At 70.4% G+C, this 17,060-nt stretch carries 16 protein-coding genes and 1 tRNA gene; 12 read left to right on the plus strand and 5 right to left on the minus strand.

Annotation, left to right across the window (positions count from 1 at the left end; genetic code table 11):
- Positions 1-100: 100 nt before the first annotated feature.
- The 9 genes from metG to LR269_RS08715 all read left to right on the plus strand — a co-directional run bounded on the left by metG (position 101) and on the right by LR269_RS08715 (position 10,076).
- The gene (gene metG, locus LR269_RS08675; RefSeq protein ID WP_231430332.1) at positions 101-1,660 is read left to right on the plus strand and encodes a methionine--tRNA ligase; all 1,560 of its coding nucleotides are present in this window, start codon (positions 101-103) and stop codon (positions 1,658-1,660) included.
- A gap of 4 nt (positions 1,661-1,664) precedes the next feature.
- A complete protein-coding gene (locus tag LR269_RS08680; protein WP_231430333.1) occupies positions 1,665-2,561 on the plus strand; it encodes a TatD family hydrolase in 897 nt (298 codons plus the stop codon).
- Positions 2,542-3,429, plus strand: coding sequence for a 16S rRNA (adenine(1518)-N(6)/adenine(1519)-N(6))-dimethyltransferase RsmA (gene rsmA / locus LR269_RS08685; RefSeq protein WP_231430334.1), 888 nt, complete (start codon positions 2,542-2,544; stop codon positions 3,427-3,429). Before LR269_RS08680 ends, rsmA begins: the two co-directional genes overlap by 20 nt.
- Positions 3,430-3,630: 201 nt before the next feature.
- A complete protein-coding gene (locus LR269_RS08690; protein WP_231430335.1) occupies positions 3,631-4,173 on the plus strand; it encodes a hypothetical protein in 543 nt (180 codons plus the stop codon).
- Positions 4,174-4,222: 49 nt separating this feature from the next.
- On the plus strand, positions 4,223-5,155 hold the full coding sequence (locus tag LR269_RS08695) for a 4-(cytidine 5'-diphospho)-2-C-methyl-D-erythritol kinase (protein WP_231430336.1): 933 nt from the start codon (positions 4,223-4,225) through the stop codon (positions 5,153-5,155).
- A gap of 149 nt (positions 5,156-5,304) precedes the next feature.
- On the plus strand, positions 5,305-7,167 hold the full coding sequence (locus LR269_RS08700) for an ABC-F family ATP-binding cassette domain-containing protein (protein WP_231430337.1): 1,863 nt from the start codon (positions 5,305-5,307) through the stop codon (positions 7,165-7,167).
- 183 nt (positions 7,168-7,350) lie between these two features.
- On the plus strand, positions 7,351-8,259 hold the full coding sequence (locus LR269_RS08705) for a MetQ/NlpA family ABC transporter substrate-binding protein (protein WP_231430338.1): 909 nt from the start codon (positions 7,351-7,353) through the stop codon (positions 8,257-8,259).
- Between the two features lie 129 nt (positions 8,260-8,388).
- The gene (locus LR269_RS08710) at positions 8,389-9,417 is read left to right on the plus strand and encodes a methionine ABC transporter ATP-binding protein (RefSeq protein WP_231430339.1); all 1,029 of its coding nucleotides are present in this window, start codon (positions 8,389-8,391) and stop codon (positions 9,415-9,417) included.
- Entirely contained in the window at positions 9,417-10,076 is a 660-nt protein-coding gene (locus LR269_RS08715; protein WP_231430340.1) for a methionine ABC transporter permease, read from the plus strand. The genes LR269_RS08710 and LR269_RS08715 overlap by 1 nt, the downstream gene beginning before the upstream one ends.
- Positions 10,077-10,439: 363 nt before the next feature.
- Here LR269_RS08715 and LR269_RS08720 read toward each other — a convergent pair whose 3' ends face one another.
- From LR269_RS08720 to LR269_RS08735, 4 genes are all read right to left on the minus strand, one after another.
- Positions 10,440-11,954 (minus strand): HNH endonuclease signature motif containing protein, encoded by a 1,515-nt coding sequence (locus LR269_RS08720; protein WP_231430341.1) that lies wholly within the window; start codon positions 11,952-11,954, stop codon positions 10,440-10,442.
- 112 nt (positions 11,955-12,066) lie between these two features.
- Positions 12,067-12,231: a hypothetical protein gene (locus LR269_RS08725; RefSeq protein WP_231430342.1), complete on the minus strand. Its 165-nt coding sequence runs from the start codon at positions 12,229-12,231 to the stop codon at positions 12,067-12,069.
- A 188-nt stretch (positions 12,232-12,419) separates the two neighbouring features.
- Positions 12,420-12,737, minus strand: a complete 318-nt coding sequence (locus LR269_RS08730; protein ID WP_231430343.1) for a hypothetical protein — start codon at positions 12,735-12,737, stop codon at positions 12,420-12,422.
- A gap of 326 nt (positions 12,738-13,063) precedes the next feature.
- Complete coding sequence (locus LR269_RS08735; RefSeq protein ID WP_231432295.1) at positions 13,064-14,017, minus strand: IS1595 family transposase; 954 nt, start codon at positions 14,015-14,017, stop codon at positions 13,064-13,066.
- A 311-nt stretch (positions 14,018-14,328) separates the two neighbouring features.
- Here LR269_RS08735 and LR269_RS08740 point away from each other — a divergent pair, with 311 nt between their 5' ends.
- Positions 14,329-14,793 (plus strand): hypothetical protein, encoded by a 465-nt coding sequence (locus LR269_RS08740; protein ID WP_231430344.1) that lies wholly within the window; start codon positions 14,329-14,331, stop codon positions 14,791-14,793.
- Positions 14,794-14,830: 37 nt separating this feature from the next.
- On the opposite strand, the gene LR269_RS08745 is transcribed toward LR269_RS08740, so the two are convergent.
- Positions 14,831-15,328: a MarR family winged helix-turn-helix transcriptional regulator gene (locus tag LR269_RS08745; protein WP_231430345.1), complete on the minus strand. Its 498-nt coding sequence runs from the start codon at positions 15,326-15,328 to the stop codon at positions 14,831-14,833.
- Between the two features lie 137 nt (positions 15,329-15,465).
- Here LR269_RS08745 and LR269_RS08750 point away from each other — a divergent pair.
- Positions 15,466-15,537 (plus strand) — tRNA-Gln (locus LR269_RS08750).
- Positions 15,538-15,616: 79 nt separating this feature from the next.
- Complete coding sequence (gene glmU, locus LR269_RS08755; RefSeq protein WP_231430346.1) at positions 15,617-17,056, plus strand: bifunctional UDP-N-acetylglucosamine diphosphorylase/glucosamine-1-phosphate N-acetyltransferase GlmU; 1,440 nt, start codon at positions 15,617-15,619, stop codon at positions 17,054-17,056.
- Positions 17,057-17,060 lie beyond the last annotated feature (4 nt).

Genomic DNA, 17,060 nt, shown 5'->3' on the forward strand with positions numbered 1-17,060 from the left:
TACTGCTGCTGCGTGTGCGCCCATGGGGTTGAGCGGCCCTGTGGGTCGAGTCCGAAGCCTCCGCAGTAATGCTGCTTCGTGCGCCCATAGGATTGAGCGCATGGCCGAAGCCTCCTCGTTCTACATCACCACGCCCATTTTCTACGTGAACGACGTGCCCCACATCGGGCACGCGTACACCGAGGTCGCCGCCGACGTGCTCGCGCGCTGGCACCGGCAGGCGGGCGACGACACGTGGATGCTCACGGGCACCGACGAGCACGGCCAGAAGATCCTGCGCACCGCGACCGCGAACGGCGTCACCCCGCAGGAGTGGGCCGACAAGCTCGTCGCCGACGCCTGGATCCCGCTGCTCGAGACGGTCGACATCGCGAACGACGACTTCATCCGCACGACCGACGCGCGCCACGAGGCGAACGTGCAGAAGTTCCTGCAGAAGCTCTACGACGACGGTCACATCTACACGGGCGAGTACGAGGGCTACTACTGCGTCGGCTGCGAGGAGTACAAGCAGGAGTCCGACCTCGTCGCGGGCACCGGCGAGTACGAGGGGCAGCAGGTCTGCGCCATCCATTCGAAGCCCGTCGAGCTGCTGCACGAGAAGAACTACTTCTTCCGCACCTCGGCGTTCGCCGAGCGGCTGCTCGCGCTCTACGAGGAGCGCCCCGACTTCGTGCAGCCCGAGTCGGCGCGCAACGAGGTGCTCGGCTGGGTGCGCTCGGGCCTCGCCGACCTCTCGATCTCGCGGTCGACGTTCGACTGGGGCGTCAAGGTGCCGTGGGACGAGACCCACGTCGTCTACGTCTGGTTCGACGCCCTGCTCAACTACATCACCGCCGTGGGCTACGGGCAGGACGATGACGAGTTCTCGCGGCGCTGGCCCGCGCAGCACATCGTCGGCAAGGACATCCTGCGCTTCCACGCCGTCATCTGGCCGGCGATGCTGATGGCCGCCGGCCTCGAGGTGCCGAAGGGCGTCTTCGGCCACGGCTGGCTGCTCGTCGGCGGCGAGAAGATGTCGAAGTCGAAGCTCACGGGCATCGCGCCCGAGCAGATCACGTCGACCTTCGGCTCCGATGCGTTCCGCTACTACTTCATGCGCGCGATCGCGTTCGGCCAGGACGGCTCGTTCTCCTGGGAGGACCTCGCCGCCCGCTACCAGGCCGAACTCGCGAACGGCTTCGGCAACCTCGCCTCGCGCGTCGTCGCGATGATCAACCGGTACTGCGACGGCGTCGTGCCTCGGCAGGGCGCGCTCGAGGCGGCCGACATCGAGATCGGTGCGGTCGAACGACGGGCGACGGATGCCTCGTGGCAGGCCATCGACCGCATCGCGATCCATGAGGCGATCGGTGCGGCGTGGGAGCTCGTCGACGCGCTCAACGGCTACCTCACGGCCGAGGAGCCCTGGGCGCTTGCGAAGGACCCCGAGCGGCGCGACCGGCTCGAGACCGTGCTCGCGACGGCATACCGCGGGCTCGGCACCCTCGCGGTGCTGCTCTCGCCGGTGCTGCCGAAGGCGACGGCGAAGCTGTGGACGGCGCTCGGCGCGCCCGGCACGGTGCAGGACGCGCGCGTCGACCTTGCGTACGAGGCGGAGCTCGGCGAACGCGTCGCCCCGCTCGAGGCGCTGTTCCCGCGGGTCGAGGTCGCGGAGTAGGTCGGTGCCGCCCTCGAAGACGTCCGGTCAGGGCTACCCGCCGCTGCCCGAGCCGCTGCCCGTCGCGGTCTATGACAACCACACGCACCTCGAACCGAGCGACGACGCACCGCCCGGGCGTCCCGAGACGCTGCTCGACGTGCATGAGCACCTCGAGCGGGCCGCAGCGGTCGGCGTCGCCGGGGCCGTGCAGGTCGGCACCGATGTGGCGACGAGCCGCTGGTCGGCCGCGGCCGCCGCGCGCGAAGCGCGGCTCCTCGCCGCGGTGGCGCTGCACCCCAACGAGGCGCCCGAGCTCGAGGCATCCGGAACGCTCGACGACGCCCTCGCCGTGATCGACGAGCTGGCGGCGGAGCCGCGAGTGCGGGCCGTCGGCGAGACGGGACTCGACTTCTTCCGCACCGGCGACGAGGGGCGGCCGGCGCAGTTCCGCTCGTTCGAGGCGCACATCGACATCGCGAAGCGGCACGGCATCGCGCTGCAGATCCACGATCGAGACGCGCATGACGAGGTCGTCGCAACGCTGCGCCGGGTCGGCGCTCCCGAGCGCACCGTCTTCCACTGCTTCTCGGGCGGCGAGGAGCTCGCCGGCCTCGCGGCCGACGAGGGCTGGTACTGCTCGTTCGCGGGCAACGTGACGTTCAAGAACGCCGAGAACCTGCGCGACGCGCTGCGTGCGGTGCCCCGCGACCGCATCCTCGTCGAGACCGACGCGCCCTACCTCACCCCGGTGCCGCTGCGCGGCCGGCCGAACGCCCCCTATCTCGTGCCGCACACGGTGCGGTTCATGGCCGAGACCCTCGGGGCCCCGCTCGACGAGTTCTGCGCGCAGCTCGCGGCGAACACGGTCGCGGTGTACGGCTCGTGGGAGGATGAGCGGCATGCACCGCCACGAGGCTGAGCCCGCCGACGGCGCCGAGGCCGCGACGCCGCGCCTGCTCGGCCCGGCCGAGATCCGCGACCTCGCCGAGCTCCTCGACGTCACGCCCACGAAGAAGCTCGGGCAGAACTTCGTCCACGACGCGAACACGGTGCGCCGCATCGTGCAGACCGCCGGCGTGCAGCGCGGCGAGACCGTGCTCGAGATCGGGCCCGGGCTCGGCTCGCTCACGCTGGGCCTCCTCGAGGCCGGCGCCGAGGTCGTCGCCGTCGAGATCGACGGGCGCCTCGCCGAGCAATTGCCGCACACCGTCGCGATCATGCAGCCGGGCACCTCGCTCACCGTCGTGCACCAAGACGCGCTCAAGGTCGTCGAACTGCCGGCCGACCCGGTGCGACTCGTCGCGAACCTGCCCTACAACGTCTCGGTGCCGGTGCTGCTGCACCTGCTCGAGCACTTCCCGTCGCTCGTGTCGGGCATCGTCATGGTGCAGGCCGAGGTCGGTCACCGGCTCGCGGCCGAGCCCGGGTCGAAGGTCTACGGCGCGCCGAGCGTCAAGGCCGCCTGGTACGGGCGCTGGCGAACGGCCGGCCAGGTGTCGCGCATGGTGTTCTGGCCCGTGCCGAACGTCGATTCGGTGCTCGTGGGCTTCGAGCGCGCCGAGCAACCGGGCACCGAGGTCGAGCGTGTCGCGACGTTCGCACTCGTCGACGCCGCCTTCCAGCAGCGGCGCAAGATGCTGCGTCAGTCGCTCTCCGGCGTGCTCGGCGGCAGCTCGTCCGCCGCGGCCGAGGTGCTGACGGCGGCCGGCGTCGACCCGCAGGCGCGCGGCGAGCAGTTGAACGTCGACGACTTCCTGCGCGTCGCGCGCACCGCGGCATCCGCCTGACGTCTCGGCGACCGCGTCGGGTCTCGACGTGGCGGCGCCGTCCGCACGCGCGGCCGCGCGCCCCGGCGGGATGTCGGAGATTCCGGGCGCAAGCGGGCGCCGAGCGGCGTATCGCACGGTTCTTCCGACACGCCTGCCGTCGGCCGGGTTGGGGTGAGCGCGACGCGGACGGGTGACGCAGACGGCCGTTATTCTCGTCGCATGGCGAAGACGACGGTGGGGGCGAACGCCGATGGCGTCGGCGACGACGCGGTGGGCGCGGCGACGGGGCGGCCGCGAGAGGAGTGGTTCGCGCTGCTCGACGAGGCGGGCGCCGAACAGTTGACGCACCAGCAGATCGCGACCCGGTTGGCCAACGTGCACGGGGTCGACGCCTGGTGGGCGCAGAACGTGACCGTGGCCTACGAGCAGGCCCGCGGCATCCGCCGTCCAGGGCAACGGCAGGACGGCACCTACGAGGCGAGCGTCACCCGCACCGTCGACCTCGAGAAGGCCGACGGTCTGCGTGCGCTCGCGACGCTCGTCGAACGCGAGCTGGGGGTGGCCCCGCTCGCGCTCAACCTCGGTGCGAAGCATCCCACCGCCCGTTTCCCGCTCGAGAGCGGCGAGTTCGTGCTCGCCTCGGCGAGCGAGCGCGCCGGCGGACGCAGCTCGTTCGGCCTCACCTGGGGTCGCATGCCCGACGACGAGCGCCTCGCGGACGTGAAGTCGCGCATGCGGGCGTGGCTCGCCGAGGTCGGCTGAGCGCGGCGCGCGCGGTCGGCGCCCGGACGCCGTCGGGTAGCGTGGGGGCATGACGATCGCCTGGGCCGACGAGGCAGTGCACGTTCGGGCGCCCGGCAAGATCAATCTGTTCATGCGCGTCGGCGCGGTGCAGTCCGACGGCTACCACGATGTCGCGACCGCGTACCAGGCCGTCTCGCTCTACGAGGACGTGCGCGCCTGGCCCGACGACGAGTTCAGCGTCGCGTTCGGCGGCTCGATCGACGTCTCCGGCCTCCCGACCGACGGCTCGAACCTCGCGATCAAGGCGGCGAAGCTGCTGGCGCGCACCGTCGGCGTGCCGGGCGGCGTGCGGCTCGAGATCGAGAAGCACGTGCCGATCGCCGGCGGCATGGGCGGCGGCAGCGCCGACGCGGCGGCGACCCTCGTCGCGTGCGACGCCCTCTGGGGCACAGGCCTCACCAAGGAGGAACTGCACGCGCTCGCGGCCAAGCTCGGCGCCGACGTGCCGTTCGCCCTCTCCGGCGGCACGGCCATCGGCACCGGCCGCGGCGACCGGCTGAGCCCGGCGCTCGCGACCGGTTCGTTCCACTGGGTCCTCGCGGTCGCCGAGTTCGGCCTCTCGACGCCGGGGGTCTACCGCGAACTCGACCGCCGGCGCGAGGCGCACCCCGAGACCGACCCGGGCGACGTGACCCCCGCCGTCGACGCGGAGGTGCTGCACGCACTGCGAGCAGGCGACGCGCGCATGCTCGCCGACGCGCTGCACAACGACCTGCAGGCGGCGGCGCTCGGGCTGGCGCCCGGGCTCGGCGGCATCCTCGAGCTCGGCGAGGCGCACGGAGCGCTGGCCGGGATCGTCTCCGGATCCGGCCCGACGGTGGCGTTCCTCGTCGAGGACGCCGATTCGGCGATCGAGCTGCAGGTCGCGCTGTCGGCCGCGCGGCTCAACGCCGTGCACGTGCACGGCGCCGTGCACGGCGCGCGCCTGGTCGCCGGGTAGGGAACCGGATCGGGACCGTGGTCCCGGTGCGCTCATCTCGAGACGGCGCCCGGGCGCCGGTTCGACCCGCCGCCCGCGTCGCCACTGCGCCGACCGCGGAGACGTCGTGCGTCGCTGCCCGAGCGACGGGCGGCTAGGCTCGTTCGGTCATGGCACACCTCCTCGGCGCCGAGCGCCTGCATCTCGAGTTCCCGACGCGTACCGTCTTCGACGAGGTGACCCTCGGCATCGACGAGGGCGACCGCATCGGCATCGTCGGCCGCAACGGCGACGGCAAGTCGACGCTCCTGAAGCTGCTCGCCGGGCGCCTCGAACCCGACGGCGGCCGCGTCACCCAGCGGCGCGGCCTGCGCATCGGCATGCTCGACCAGGCCGACATCGTCGACCCGGGCAAGACCGTGGCCGAGGCAGTCGTCGGCGGCATCGACGAGCACGTGTGGGCCGGCGACGCGAAGGTGCGCGACGTCATCTCGGGCCTGCTCGCGGATGTCCCGTGGCAGGCGCCCATCGCAAGCCTCTCGGGCGGGCAGCGGCGCAGGGTCGGGCTCGCGGCGCTCCTCGTGGGCGACTGGGACGTGCTGTTCCTCGACGAGCCGACGAACCACCTCGACGTCGAGGGCATCGCCTGGCTCGCACGCCACCTGAAGCAGCGCTGGACGGCGACCGCCGGAGCGGTCGTCGTCGTGACCCACGACCGCTGGTTCCTCGACGAGGTCTGCACCGCGACCTGGGAGGTGCACGACGGCATCGTCGAGCCCTTCGAGGGCGGGTACGCCGCGTACATCCTGCAGCGGGTCGAGCGCGACCGGATGGCCGCGGCGAGCGAGGCGAAGCGCCAGAACCTCATGCGCAAGGAGCTCGCGTGGCTGCGCCGCGGCGCTCCTGCCCGCACCTCGAAGCCGAAGTTCCGGATCGAGGCGGCGAACCAGCTCATCGAGAACGAGCCGCCCGTGCGCGACACCGTCGAGCTCAGCCGGCTCGCGGTCTCGCGGCTCGGCAAGGACGTGGTCGACCTGCTCGACGCGACGGTCGAGTACCCCGGACTCGACGGGGCGCCGCGCACGGTGCTCCGCGATGTCGAGTGGCGGATCGCGCCGGGGGAACGCACCGGCATCCTCGGCGTCAACGGCGCCGGCAAGTCGACGCTGCTCGGCCTGGTCACCGGCGCGGTGACGCCGACCTCGGGCCGCGTCAAGCGCGGCAAGACGGTCAAGATCGCGACGCTCAGCCAGGAACTCGCCGAACTCGCCGAGTGGGGCGACGAACGCGTGTCGGCGGTCGTGGCCGAGCAACGGGCGAGCTACACGATCGGACAGGGCTCGAAGGCCGTCGAGCTCACGCCCGGGCAGCTGCTCGAGCGCCTCGGGTTCTCGAGCCAGCAGCTGTCGACCCCGGTGAAGAACCTCTCGGGCGGGCAGAAGCGGCGGCTCCAGCTGTTGCTGATCCTGCTGCAGGAACCCAACGTGCTCATCCTCGACGAGCCCACCAACGACCTCGACACCGACATGCTCGCTGCCATCGAGGACCTGCTCGACTCCTGGCCGGGCACGCTGCTCGTGGTCTCCCACGACCGCTACCTCATCGAGCGCGTCACCGACCGGCAGCTCGCGGTGATCGACGGTCACCTGCGCGACCTGCCGCGCGGAGTTGAGCAGTACCTGGAGCTGCGCAAGACGGCGGATGCCTCGCGGCCGACGCCGTCCGCATCCGAGCGCCGAGGTTACGAGGCGCACGCTTCGCAACCGGCCCAGCCGGTCGCGACGGGATCCGGGAGCGCGCCCTCCCTGGCCGGCGCCGATCGCCGGGCCGCCGAGAAGGAGCTCGCCTCGATCGACCGTCGGCTCGAGAAGCTGCAGGGCGAGATCGCCCGGCATCACGAGCAACTCGCCCGTCACGACCAGTCCGACTACGTGGGGCTCGGCGCGCTCGGCGACGAGCTGCGCGAGCTCGAGGCATCCGTGGCCGATCTCGAGACGCGTTGGCTCGAAGTATCTGAGCTGCTCGAGGGGTGACGTCGCAGAAGCTGTGACGCAGTGTGACCATGTGGTCAACAGGGCGAAGATGCTTCGCCTAACGTGGAGATGCGCCCGCGTTCGCGGCATCGAAGCCCCCACCGACATCCTCCGTGGCGGAGCCATGCCGGCACCCAGCCGATCAGGCCCTCGTTCGCGTGCGCCCACCGAGAGAGGAACCCCATGTCACGCCGTACCCGCATCACCTCAGTCATCGCCGCGCTCGCCGCGGTGCCCCTCGTCGCCACGCTCGCGGCCTGCGCCTCGAACGGCGCCGCCGGTGCCGAGGCCGGCTCCGACGACGTCGTGAAGATCGGCGTGGTCGGCGCGGGCGACCCCCAGTGGGACGCGTTCGAGAAGGCCGCGGCCGACGAGGGCATCACGATCGAGATCGTGAACTTCACCGACTACGCGCAGCCGAACCCCGCGACGACCGAGGGCGAGCTCGACCTCAACCAGTTCCAGCACATCGTCTACCTCGCCGACTACAACGTGTCGGCCGGTGAGGACCTGGCACCGATCGGCGCGACGGCGATCTACCCGCTCGGCCTCTACTCGACGAAATACGAGTCGGTCGACGACATCGAGAAGGGCGAGACCGTCGCCGTGCCGAACGACGAGTCGAACCAGGCCCGCGCGCTGCTCGTGCTGCAGTCGGCCGGCCTCGTCGAGCTGAAGAGCGGCGGCACGATCTTCAGCGATCTCGCCGACATCGACGAGGCGAAGTCGAAGGTGAAGGTCACCGCGCTCGACGCGGCCCTCACCCCGACCTCGCTGCCCGACGTGGCCGCCGCCGTCATCAACAACGACTTCGTCGAGGACGCCGGGCTGAAGTTCGAGGACGCGATCGCGAAGGACGACCCGACCGACCCGAACGCGCTGCCCTACGTCAACATCTTCGCGACCCGCGCCGAGGACAAGGACAACGCGACGTACAAGAAGCTCGTCGAGATCTTCCAGACCGACCCCGACGTGCAGGCCGGCCTCATCGAGGCCTCGGGCGGCACGGGTGTGCCGGCGACCACTCCGGTCGCCGACCTCGAGGACTCGCTCGCGAAGGTCCAGGCCGACACCGAGGCGCACTCGGGCTGATCGTCTGCTCGTCTGCTCGTCTGCTCGTCTCCCGACGGGGACGACGATCGCCGCGGGCGGTGGGCGCCGAATCAGTGCCCACCGCCTGCGGCGTTCCATGCGGGCCACAAGCCCAGGAGGAGAACCACCATGGCGCTCGTCGCGCTGAAGAACGTCACCAAGGCGTATCCGCCCCAAGGTCGTGACGGGGCTGAGATCGTCGCCGTCGACGACGTCACCCTCGACATCGAGCCGGGCGACGTCTACGGCATCATCGGCTATTCGGGAGCGGGCAAGTCGACCCTGCTCCGGCTCGTGAACGCGCTCGAGCCCGCCACCGCCGGATCGATCGAGATCGACGGCCGCGAGATCGTGGGCCTTCCCGAACGCGAACTGCGCGGCATCCGCCTCGGCATCGGCATGATCTTCCAGCAGTTCAACCTGTTCGGCGCGAAGACCGTCGCCGGCAACATCGCCTACCCGCTCAAGGTGGCCGGGTGGTCGAAGGCCGAGATCGAGCCCCGGGTCGCCGAACTGCTCGAGTTCGTCGGGCTCGCCGAGAAGGCGAAGGCGTTCCCCGACCAGCTCTCGGGCGGCCAGAAGCAGCGCGTCGGCATCGCCCGGGCGCTCGCGACGTCGCCACGGCTGCTGCTCGCCGACGAGGCGACGAGCGCACTCGATCCCGACACGACGCAGGAGGTGCTCGAACTCCTCAAGCGCGTCAATCGCGAGTTCGGCGTCACGATCATCGTGATCACCCACGAGATGGACGTCATCCAGTCGATCGCGACGAAGGTCGCCGTCATGGACGGCGGCCGCGTGATCGAGAACGGCGAGGTCTTCGACGTGTTCTCGAGGCCGCGGAACGCGTCGTCGCAGCGGTTCGTTGCGACGGTCGTGAAGGGCGTGCCGTCGCCCGCCGAGCTCGCGGTGCTGCGCGAGCGCCACGAGGGCCGCATCGTCACGATCTCGTTCCGCGACAGCGACGCCTCGCAGGCACAGGTCTTCGTCGAGCTCGCGAACGCGGGGCTCGACTTCGAGCTCGTCTACGGCGGCATCAACGACATCCAGGGGCGAGCGTTCGGCCACCTGACGCTCGCGATCAGGGGGGCGGATGCCTCCATCGACAGCGTGCTCGCCTCGATCGCGTCGCGCGCGGAAGTGACGGAGGCCCGCTGATGGATCGCCTGTTCGAGCTCGGCCCCGATTTCTGGACCGCCGCCTTCGAGACGCTGTACATGGTCGCACTGACGCTGCTCATCGGCGGCGCGATCGGGCTCGTGCTCGGCATCGTGCTCTACGCGTCGCGTGCGGGCGGCCTCATGCCGAACCCGATCGTCTACAACGTGCTCAACGTCGTCATCAACTTCTTCCGCCCGATCCCGTTCATCATCTTCATCGCCGCCGTGCAGCCGCTCGCCCGCTACGTGATCGGCATCGGCATCGGCAACGACGCCATGATCTTCTCCCTCTCGATCGCGGCATCGTTCGCGATCTCGCGCATCGTCGAGCAGAACCTCGTCACCGTGTCGCCGGGCGTCATCGAGGCGGCACGGGCGATGGGCGCCGGGCCGGTCAGGATCCTGCGCACGGTCGTCATCCCCGAGGCGCTCGGACCGCTCATCCTCGGGTACACGTTCATCGTCGTCGCGATCGTCGACATGACCGCGATGGCGGGGTTCATCGGCGGCGGCGGGCTCGGCAACTTCGCGCTCGTCTACGGCTACCGCCAGTTCGAGCCGGCGATCACGTGGGCCGCGCTCCTGCTCATCGTGGTCTTCGTGCAGGCGCTGCAGTTCCTCGGCAACTGGCTCGCCCGCAAGGTGATGCGCCGGTAGCGGCTCGGACGGCGTCGAGTCGTTCGTTCGCAGCGGTCGCGGGCGGTCGTGGGCGCCGTTCGTCGGCGCTCGGCGGTGATCTGCGCTCTGCGGTCTTCACCCGGTGCGGTCTCTGGTGCGCTCTGCGGTCATCACCCGGTGTGGTCTCTGGTGCGCTCTGCGGTCTTCACCCGGTGTGGTCTCTGGTGCGCTCTGCGGTCATCACCCGGTGCGGTCTCTGGTGCGCTCTGCGGTCATCACCCGGTGTGATGATCGGCTCGTGGTGATCGGTTCAGTGTGATCTGTGGCGCGCCCTGCGGTGCTCAGCCCGGTGTGGTGATCGGCCCGGTGCAGTGATCGGCCCGGTGGCGTCGATGGGACTGGTCAGAACGGCGCGTTCGGTGGGTACTCATCGCCGTCCGGCTCGACGTTCGGCCGGCGCGATGCGTCGTCGGCAACCCGACCCGGCACGGTTGGCTCGCGGTGATCGCGGCAATCACGGTGATCGCGGTCATCGGCCGGCCGTGGTGTCGTCGGTATCGGTTCGGCCGGATGGGTCGCGTAGACCCGCCCCGAAGACGAGCGCCACTCGAGGATGCCGCCGCCACGGTGCACGACCGACCAGGCCGTCTCGTGTTTCAGGTGATGATGCCCGGCGCAGAGGTGCGCGAGGTTGTCGTGCGCGGTCGGATTGCCGTCGGCGTAGTCGCGGGTGTGATCGATCTCGCTGCGACCCGCCGGCCTGTTGCAGCCGGGGAAGCGGCAGGTGCCGTCTCGCACCCGCAGCCAGCGGCGCAGGTCGGCCGGCGGTCGGTAGCTCGCACGGTCGACATCGAGCACCGCGCCCGTCACGGGGTGCGTGAGCAACCGGGTGAACGAGGGAGCGGTCGCGGTGAGGCGTCGTGCGGTGTCGGCGTCGATCGGCCCGTAGCCGTCGAGGTGCCCCGGCGTCTCGTCGAGCCCCATGAGCGTGAAAACCGGAACGGTGACATGCACCGTCGCACGCGCCGACGCGATCGCCTCCGCTCCGCGGTCGCCAGCGGGGAGAAGGCCGAAACGGAGGAGGTCGCCGGCGAAGTCGGCGCGAAGTTGCTCGTGGTTGCGGTCTTCATCACCGCGGCCGGCGCCGCCAACCCGACCGCTCACGCCCCTGACGTCGGCGCCGGCGGCGGTGTGTGCGGCGTCGTCGAGCCGCACGAAGATGCTCAACGCATCGGCCGCCGGCAGGAGCACGTGCAGCCAGGCCATGCCGTCGGTGGCGGGCTCGAATTCGACTCGCCGGGTCTCGCGGGCGGCCCGATGCCGTTCTGACGTCGTCTCGGCGAGGAGCTCTTCACGAAGTCGGCGGGCTTTGACCCGCAGTTTCGCCGCAGTGAGGTCGGCCCCGAGCGCGGCGAGGCGCTCGTCGAGCTCGGCACGCACGCGCGGCCGGTCGGCGAGATCGCAGCCGGCGCCGACGATGACCCGAGCGTGCTGCATCGTGAGTTCGCCGCGTCGCAGCGCCGACAGGGTGGCCGGCAGCTGGTTCGACAGCACCCACGCTTCGTCGATCTCGCGCTGCATCGTGCGCTCTGGGGTTCGCAGCGCGGCCGCGAGTTCGGCCACGACGCTGCGGCGCGCCATCTCGTCGCGACGCGCGGGCGACAGCGACGCCGACACGAATGCGCCGGCATGGCGCAGTGCGAAGGCGACGGTCATCGCGATCACGTCGATGTGCATGGCGCGATGCATCGCCTCGATGCGTTGCGCTCGCACGGCGGCGTCGACGAGGACGGCGAGGCCCTCTTGCGCACGAGCGAACGGGGACATCTCGGAGGGGGGTGGGAACGCTGCGGGTGACGGCGCGACGGGCACCGCGAGTCCTCCGGGAACGGAGGTGGTGTGCTCGTCGAAGGCCATGCCCCATCGTATCAAGATTCGAACGAATGTTCTGGGTATCTGCTTAGGTGAAGTGTTGTGTTGAGGCTCGACTCCGATCCGATCCGCCAGCGACTGGTCCCAGATTTCGCGGCTACGGGAGCAGCAGAATCATCCAGTTCGCGATCGCAGCGGCAACAGTCAGAACGGCGAGAACCAACGTGCCCGTGCGCCGCGCGGTTGAGTAGCGCAGCACCATGCCGATGAACGTGATTGCTGCGAGTGTCAGGATCGCGGCCGTCGCCCAGAGTTCTGCCACGTCCCGTGGGTACGTGGGATTCTCGGTCTGCTGACCCCAGAAGGTGGAGTTCCCGAGGCCGATCCGGATGACCACCCAAATCGCCCAGAGAGTGGGTAGCACTGCACCGAAAATGAAGACGCAGCCCCGCGATCCTACGACGTGTCGGTCGCCGTAATCATCCTTGGGGGTGCTCATCATCGGGTCTGTCAGCCACCCGTCGTGGAGAATATCGCGAGCTCCGAGAGATTCGACCTGCACGCCTCCATGATCGGCAGCCGAGCCTCCTGGTAACCCGCCGTTGTCGGGTCGAATCTCGCGCCCGACGCAGTGTCCGGGTTGGCTTCGATGTACTCGACGACCGCTTCGAACTCATCGCGAAGGCCCCGCTGCGACTCGGGGAACGCGGTCAACGATCGGTAGCCCGTGTAGGCGGACTCGACGAGCGCGAGGTATTGCTCGGCGGTGATCGTGCCGAGGGAGTGGTCTTGGCGAGCGTTTTGGAGTGTGGTGTCGATCGTGCTCACGGTCGCGCACGTAGCCGCAATCGCGGAGTCCACAGGCGTGCCCTCCGCCGCAGCCGGCTTCCCATCGTCAGTCGGTGACGGCGTCGCCGGGCCAGCGGCAGCACCGGTGGAGCACCCCGCGACCACTAGACCGCAGAGGATGGCCGATGCCAGAAACACGGTTCTCCGAGCACGCGTTCCCTGATTCAAGCCACTCTCCAATCTCGTCTGCCGTTGCATGTTAGTGAAGTATGGCCTTTCGGTTCAGGGATACGAAGTCATTCGCTGGAGGGTGTGGAAAAGAATCGCCCGGTCGGACTGAGTGGTCCAGCTCGCTCGAATTCCCCTCAACCCCAGGCGTCAGTGAAGTACGGATTCGATTCGGGGTCGAGGAGGTCCCCGAGCGGGTGCGGGTCGGTGCGCACGGCCTGCTGCAGCAGTCGGTAGAACAGCAGCCCGCGGCTGGTGGCCTCGCGGCGGTTGAATCGGAACGTGAATTCGTCGAGGTAGTAGGGCAGCTGGTGCTCAGCGACGCCGTAATGCAGGGTGCCGGTCAGCCAGCGTTTCAACAGGGAGGCGGTCAGGTGCACACCGGGCAGCACTGCGGTCGGGTCGGGGGCGTTGTACCCGGTGGCGAACTCATGCGTGTAGCCCAGCTCGGCGAGCCGGCGCATCATCCGTGCATCATCGGTGTGAATGGTCGAGCCCTGCACGACGGTGTTTTGCGCGAAGGTGACAAGTCCGAGCGTGCCGGGCCGGTCCGCGAGCCCGAGTCGAATCCGGCCGAGCTTGCGGCCCGGGCCGGGCTTCTCGACCGCGACCATCACAGTCGCTTTGCCCGTGCTCGCGCCGGAGTGGCCGCCGTTGACGCCGCCGACGAAGGTCTCGTCGACCTCGACGATGCCGTGGAGCAGGTCGCGGTCGGGGCGCACCATCGCCCGGCGGAGCTTGTGCATCCACGCCCACGCGGTCTCGTAGGACTTCAGGCCCAACATCCGCTGCAGGCCCCGCGCGGACATCCCGTTCTTCTGCGACGTCACGAACCACACCGCCGCGAACCACGTCGACAGCGGCATCCGGGTCCGGTGGAAGATCGTGCCCGCGGTCACCGACGTGCGCCGCTGGCAGGCGCGGCACATCCATAGTCCCGCGCCCGTGAGCCAGAACTCCCGGCCCTGGCAGTCCGGGCATACGAACCCGTCCGGCCAGCGCAATCGCGCCAGATACGCCAGGCACGCCTCGTCATCCGGGAACCACTCGCGCAGCTCCTGGAACGTCCGCGGATAGTCGACACCGCCCACGGCATGCCCAGACTCGGCCACAAATCCAGCCTACTTCACTTAGACAGATACCCAGAACGAATGTTCGACTGTTTCGCCGAGTGAATGCGCGGCCGCGACGCGCTGCGAATGCGAACGTTCGGGCCCGGGACGCGGCCGGACGTCGGTGCGAGACGCCGGTCCGCCCAGGGCCCACCCGGCAGACGGCACCTCGAGCATGCGCCGAGGAGTCGGGCGCACGACCCATCCTCCACAGGCGCTGCTCCGCGGCATCCGTCACGAATCGGGCCGTCGCGGGCGGCACCACCCCGGCGCGCCCGCAGGATCGACGCATGACCGACCGAGACGCCGACACCGAACCGACGAGCCAGTGCAGCACCGACCCGCATCTGCCCGACGTACCCGTGATGACCGACGCTGCACTGCAGGACCGGGTCGAGGAGCTCATCCAGCGGGCGTTCCGCCGTCAATTGTGGACGCTCTTCTTCGATGACGAGGGCTACCAGTTGCTCATGATGCCGATGGCCGACTACCCCGGTGCCCCCGACGGGCCGACCCCCGAGGGCACCGCCGCGCAGCTGCTGGCGAACCGCGTGGCGTACGTCTGCGACTTCATCGGGGCGACGCGGGTCGCCTTCGCCTGGGAGCGCCGCGGTCCCGAGCGGAGCACTCCTGTCGACCGCGAATGGGCGTGCGGACTGGCAGCGGCCTGCCGGAACGAGCACGTCGAGGTGTGGTCGCAGTTCATCGTGCACGACGGCGGCGTCCGCTGGTTCGCGCGCGACGACGACGCCTGACCGGGTGCCTACGGGCGAGGGCGCCGGCGGACTGCGCTCAGCCCGCGTCGAACCCGAGGCTGAGCTTGCGCAGGAGGCCTGCGAGCCGCTTCTGCTCGGCCGCGGGCAGTCGCGCCAGCAGCTCGGCCTCGGCGTCGACGAGCCGGGTGATCGCGGCGTCGACACGGGTGAGCCCCGCGGGGCTCATCTCGACGAGGATGCCGCGGCCGTCGTTGGGGTCGGTCTGGCGGGTGACCAGCCCGCGCTCGACGAGCCGGTCGATACGGTTCGTCATCGTGCCGCTCGACACGAGCGTCTGCTGCAGCAACTGCTTGGGGGAGAGCCGGTACGGCGCCCCGGCACGGCGCAGCGCCGAGAGCACGTCGAATTCGCTGGCCTCGAGCTCGGACCGGGCGAACGCCTGGCGGCGGGCGCGATCGAGGTGCTTCGAGAGCCGCGCGACCCGGGAGAGCACCTGCAGCGGGGCGAAGTCGAGATCGGGGCGCTCCCGCTCCCAGTCGTCGACGATCCGGTCGACCTCGTCAGCATCTCTCACCTCGCCATTATCCCGCCGGTCGGGGCGTCAGCCGGTGCGGATGCCTCGGCGGGCGTTCTGACGGCCGCGGCCGGCGCCGTTCGGGCCCCGGCCGCCATGGCAGACTTGATGTCGCGCGAGCCGAGCCGCCCGCGCGTTCCGCCATGGTGTAACGGCAGCACGACAGCCTTTGGAGCTGTGAGGACCAGGTTCGAATCCTGGTGGCGGAGCCCGCCCGGCCGCGATCGGGTTACCCGTGACACCGCGGCCGACGCCGAGACATCCGCCAGCAACCGACAGGAAGCCCGAATGACCGACCAGAACCTCGCGATCATCGTCCTCGCCGCCGGCCAGGGCACCCGCATGAAGTCGTCCCTGCCGAAGATGCTGCACCCGATCGCGGGCACGCCGCTCGTCGGCCACGTGCTCGCCACGGCGAAGGCGCTCGACGCGGCGCACGTGCTCGCCGTCGTGCGGCACGAGCGCGACCGCGTCGCCGCCGCCGTCGAGGCCGAGTTCCCGGGCATCGTCATCGTCGACCAGGACGAGGTCGACGGTACCGGCCGCGCCGTGGAGCTCGCCGTCGCCGCCCTGCCCGACGACTTCGACGGCGACGTGCTCGTCCTGAACGGCGACGTGCCGCTGCTCGACGCCGACACCCTCGCCGGGTTCCTCGAGCAGCACCGCGGCACGGCCTCCGCCGCGTCCGTGCTCTCGGCCGTCTACGACGACCCCACGGGCTACGGTCGCATCGTGCGCGGCGACTCGGGTGCCTTCGACCGCATCGTGGAGCAGAAGGACGCCAGCGAGGCCGAGCGGGCGATCGCCGAGATCAACGCCGGCATCTACGCCTTCGGCGCCTCGGCGCTGCGCGACCAGCTCGCGAACCTCACGACCGACAACGCGCAGGGCGAGAAGTACCTGACCGACGTCATCGGGCTGCTCCGCGCGGCGGGCTCGGAAGTCGAGGCCGTGCCCGTGTCCGAGCCGTGGCTCGTCGCGGGCGTCAACGACCGCGCACAGCTGTCGGAGACCGCGGCACGGCTCAACGCGCTCATCGTTCGCGGCTGGCAGCTCGCCGGCGTCACGATCGACGACCCCGCGACGACGTGGATCGACCTGGCCGTGAAGATCGAACCCGACGTGACGATCCGCCCCGGCACCCAGCTCAAGGGGGCGACCCTCATCGAGACCGGCGCGATCGTGGGTCCCGACTCGACCCTCGTCGACTGCGAGGTCGGTGCCGGCGCCCACGTGAAGCGCACCGACGCCACGCTCGCCGTGATCGGCGCCGGCGCGACCGTCGGCCCGTGGTCGTACCTGCGCCCCGGCACGGTGCTCGGCGCCGACGGCAAGATCGGGGCGTTCGTCGAGTCGAAGAACACGACGATCGGCGAGGGCAGCAAGGTGCCGCACCTCTCGTACGTCGGCGACGCGACCATCGGCCGCGGCGTGAACCTCGGCGCCGGCACGATCACCGCGAACTACGACGACGTCAACAAGCACCGCACCGAGATCGCCGACGAGGTGCACACGAGTTCGCACACCGTGCTCGTCGCGCCCGTTAGGCTTGGTCCCGGAGCGAAGACCGGCGCAGGCGCGATCGTCCGCAAGGACGTTCCCGCGGGGGCACTGGCCCTCAGCGTCGCCCCTCAGCGCAACATCGAGGGGTGGGTCGAAGAACATCGGCCCGGTACGGAGGCGGCTCGTGTCGCCGCCGAGGCGCGGTCCGTCGAACGAGGCGAGTGAGCAG

This window comes from Agromyces sp. S2-1-8 (assembly GCF_021129215.1).
GTDB lineage: Bacteria > Actinomycetota > Actinomycetes > Actinomycetales > Microbacteriaceae > Agromyces > Agromyces chromiiresistens.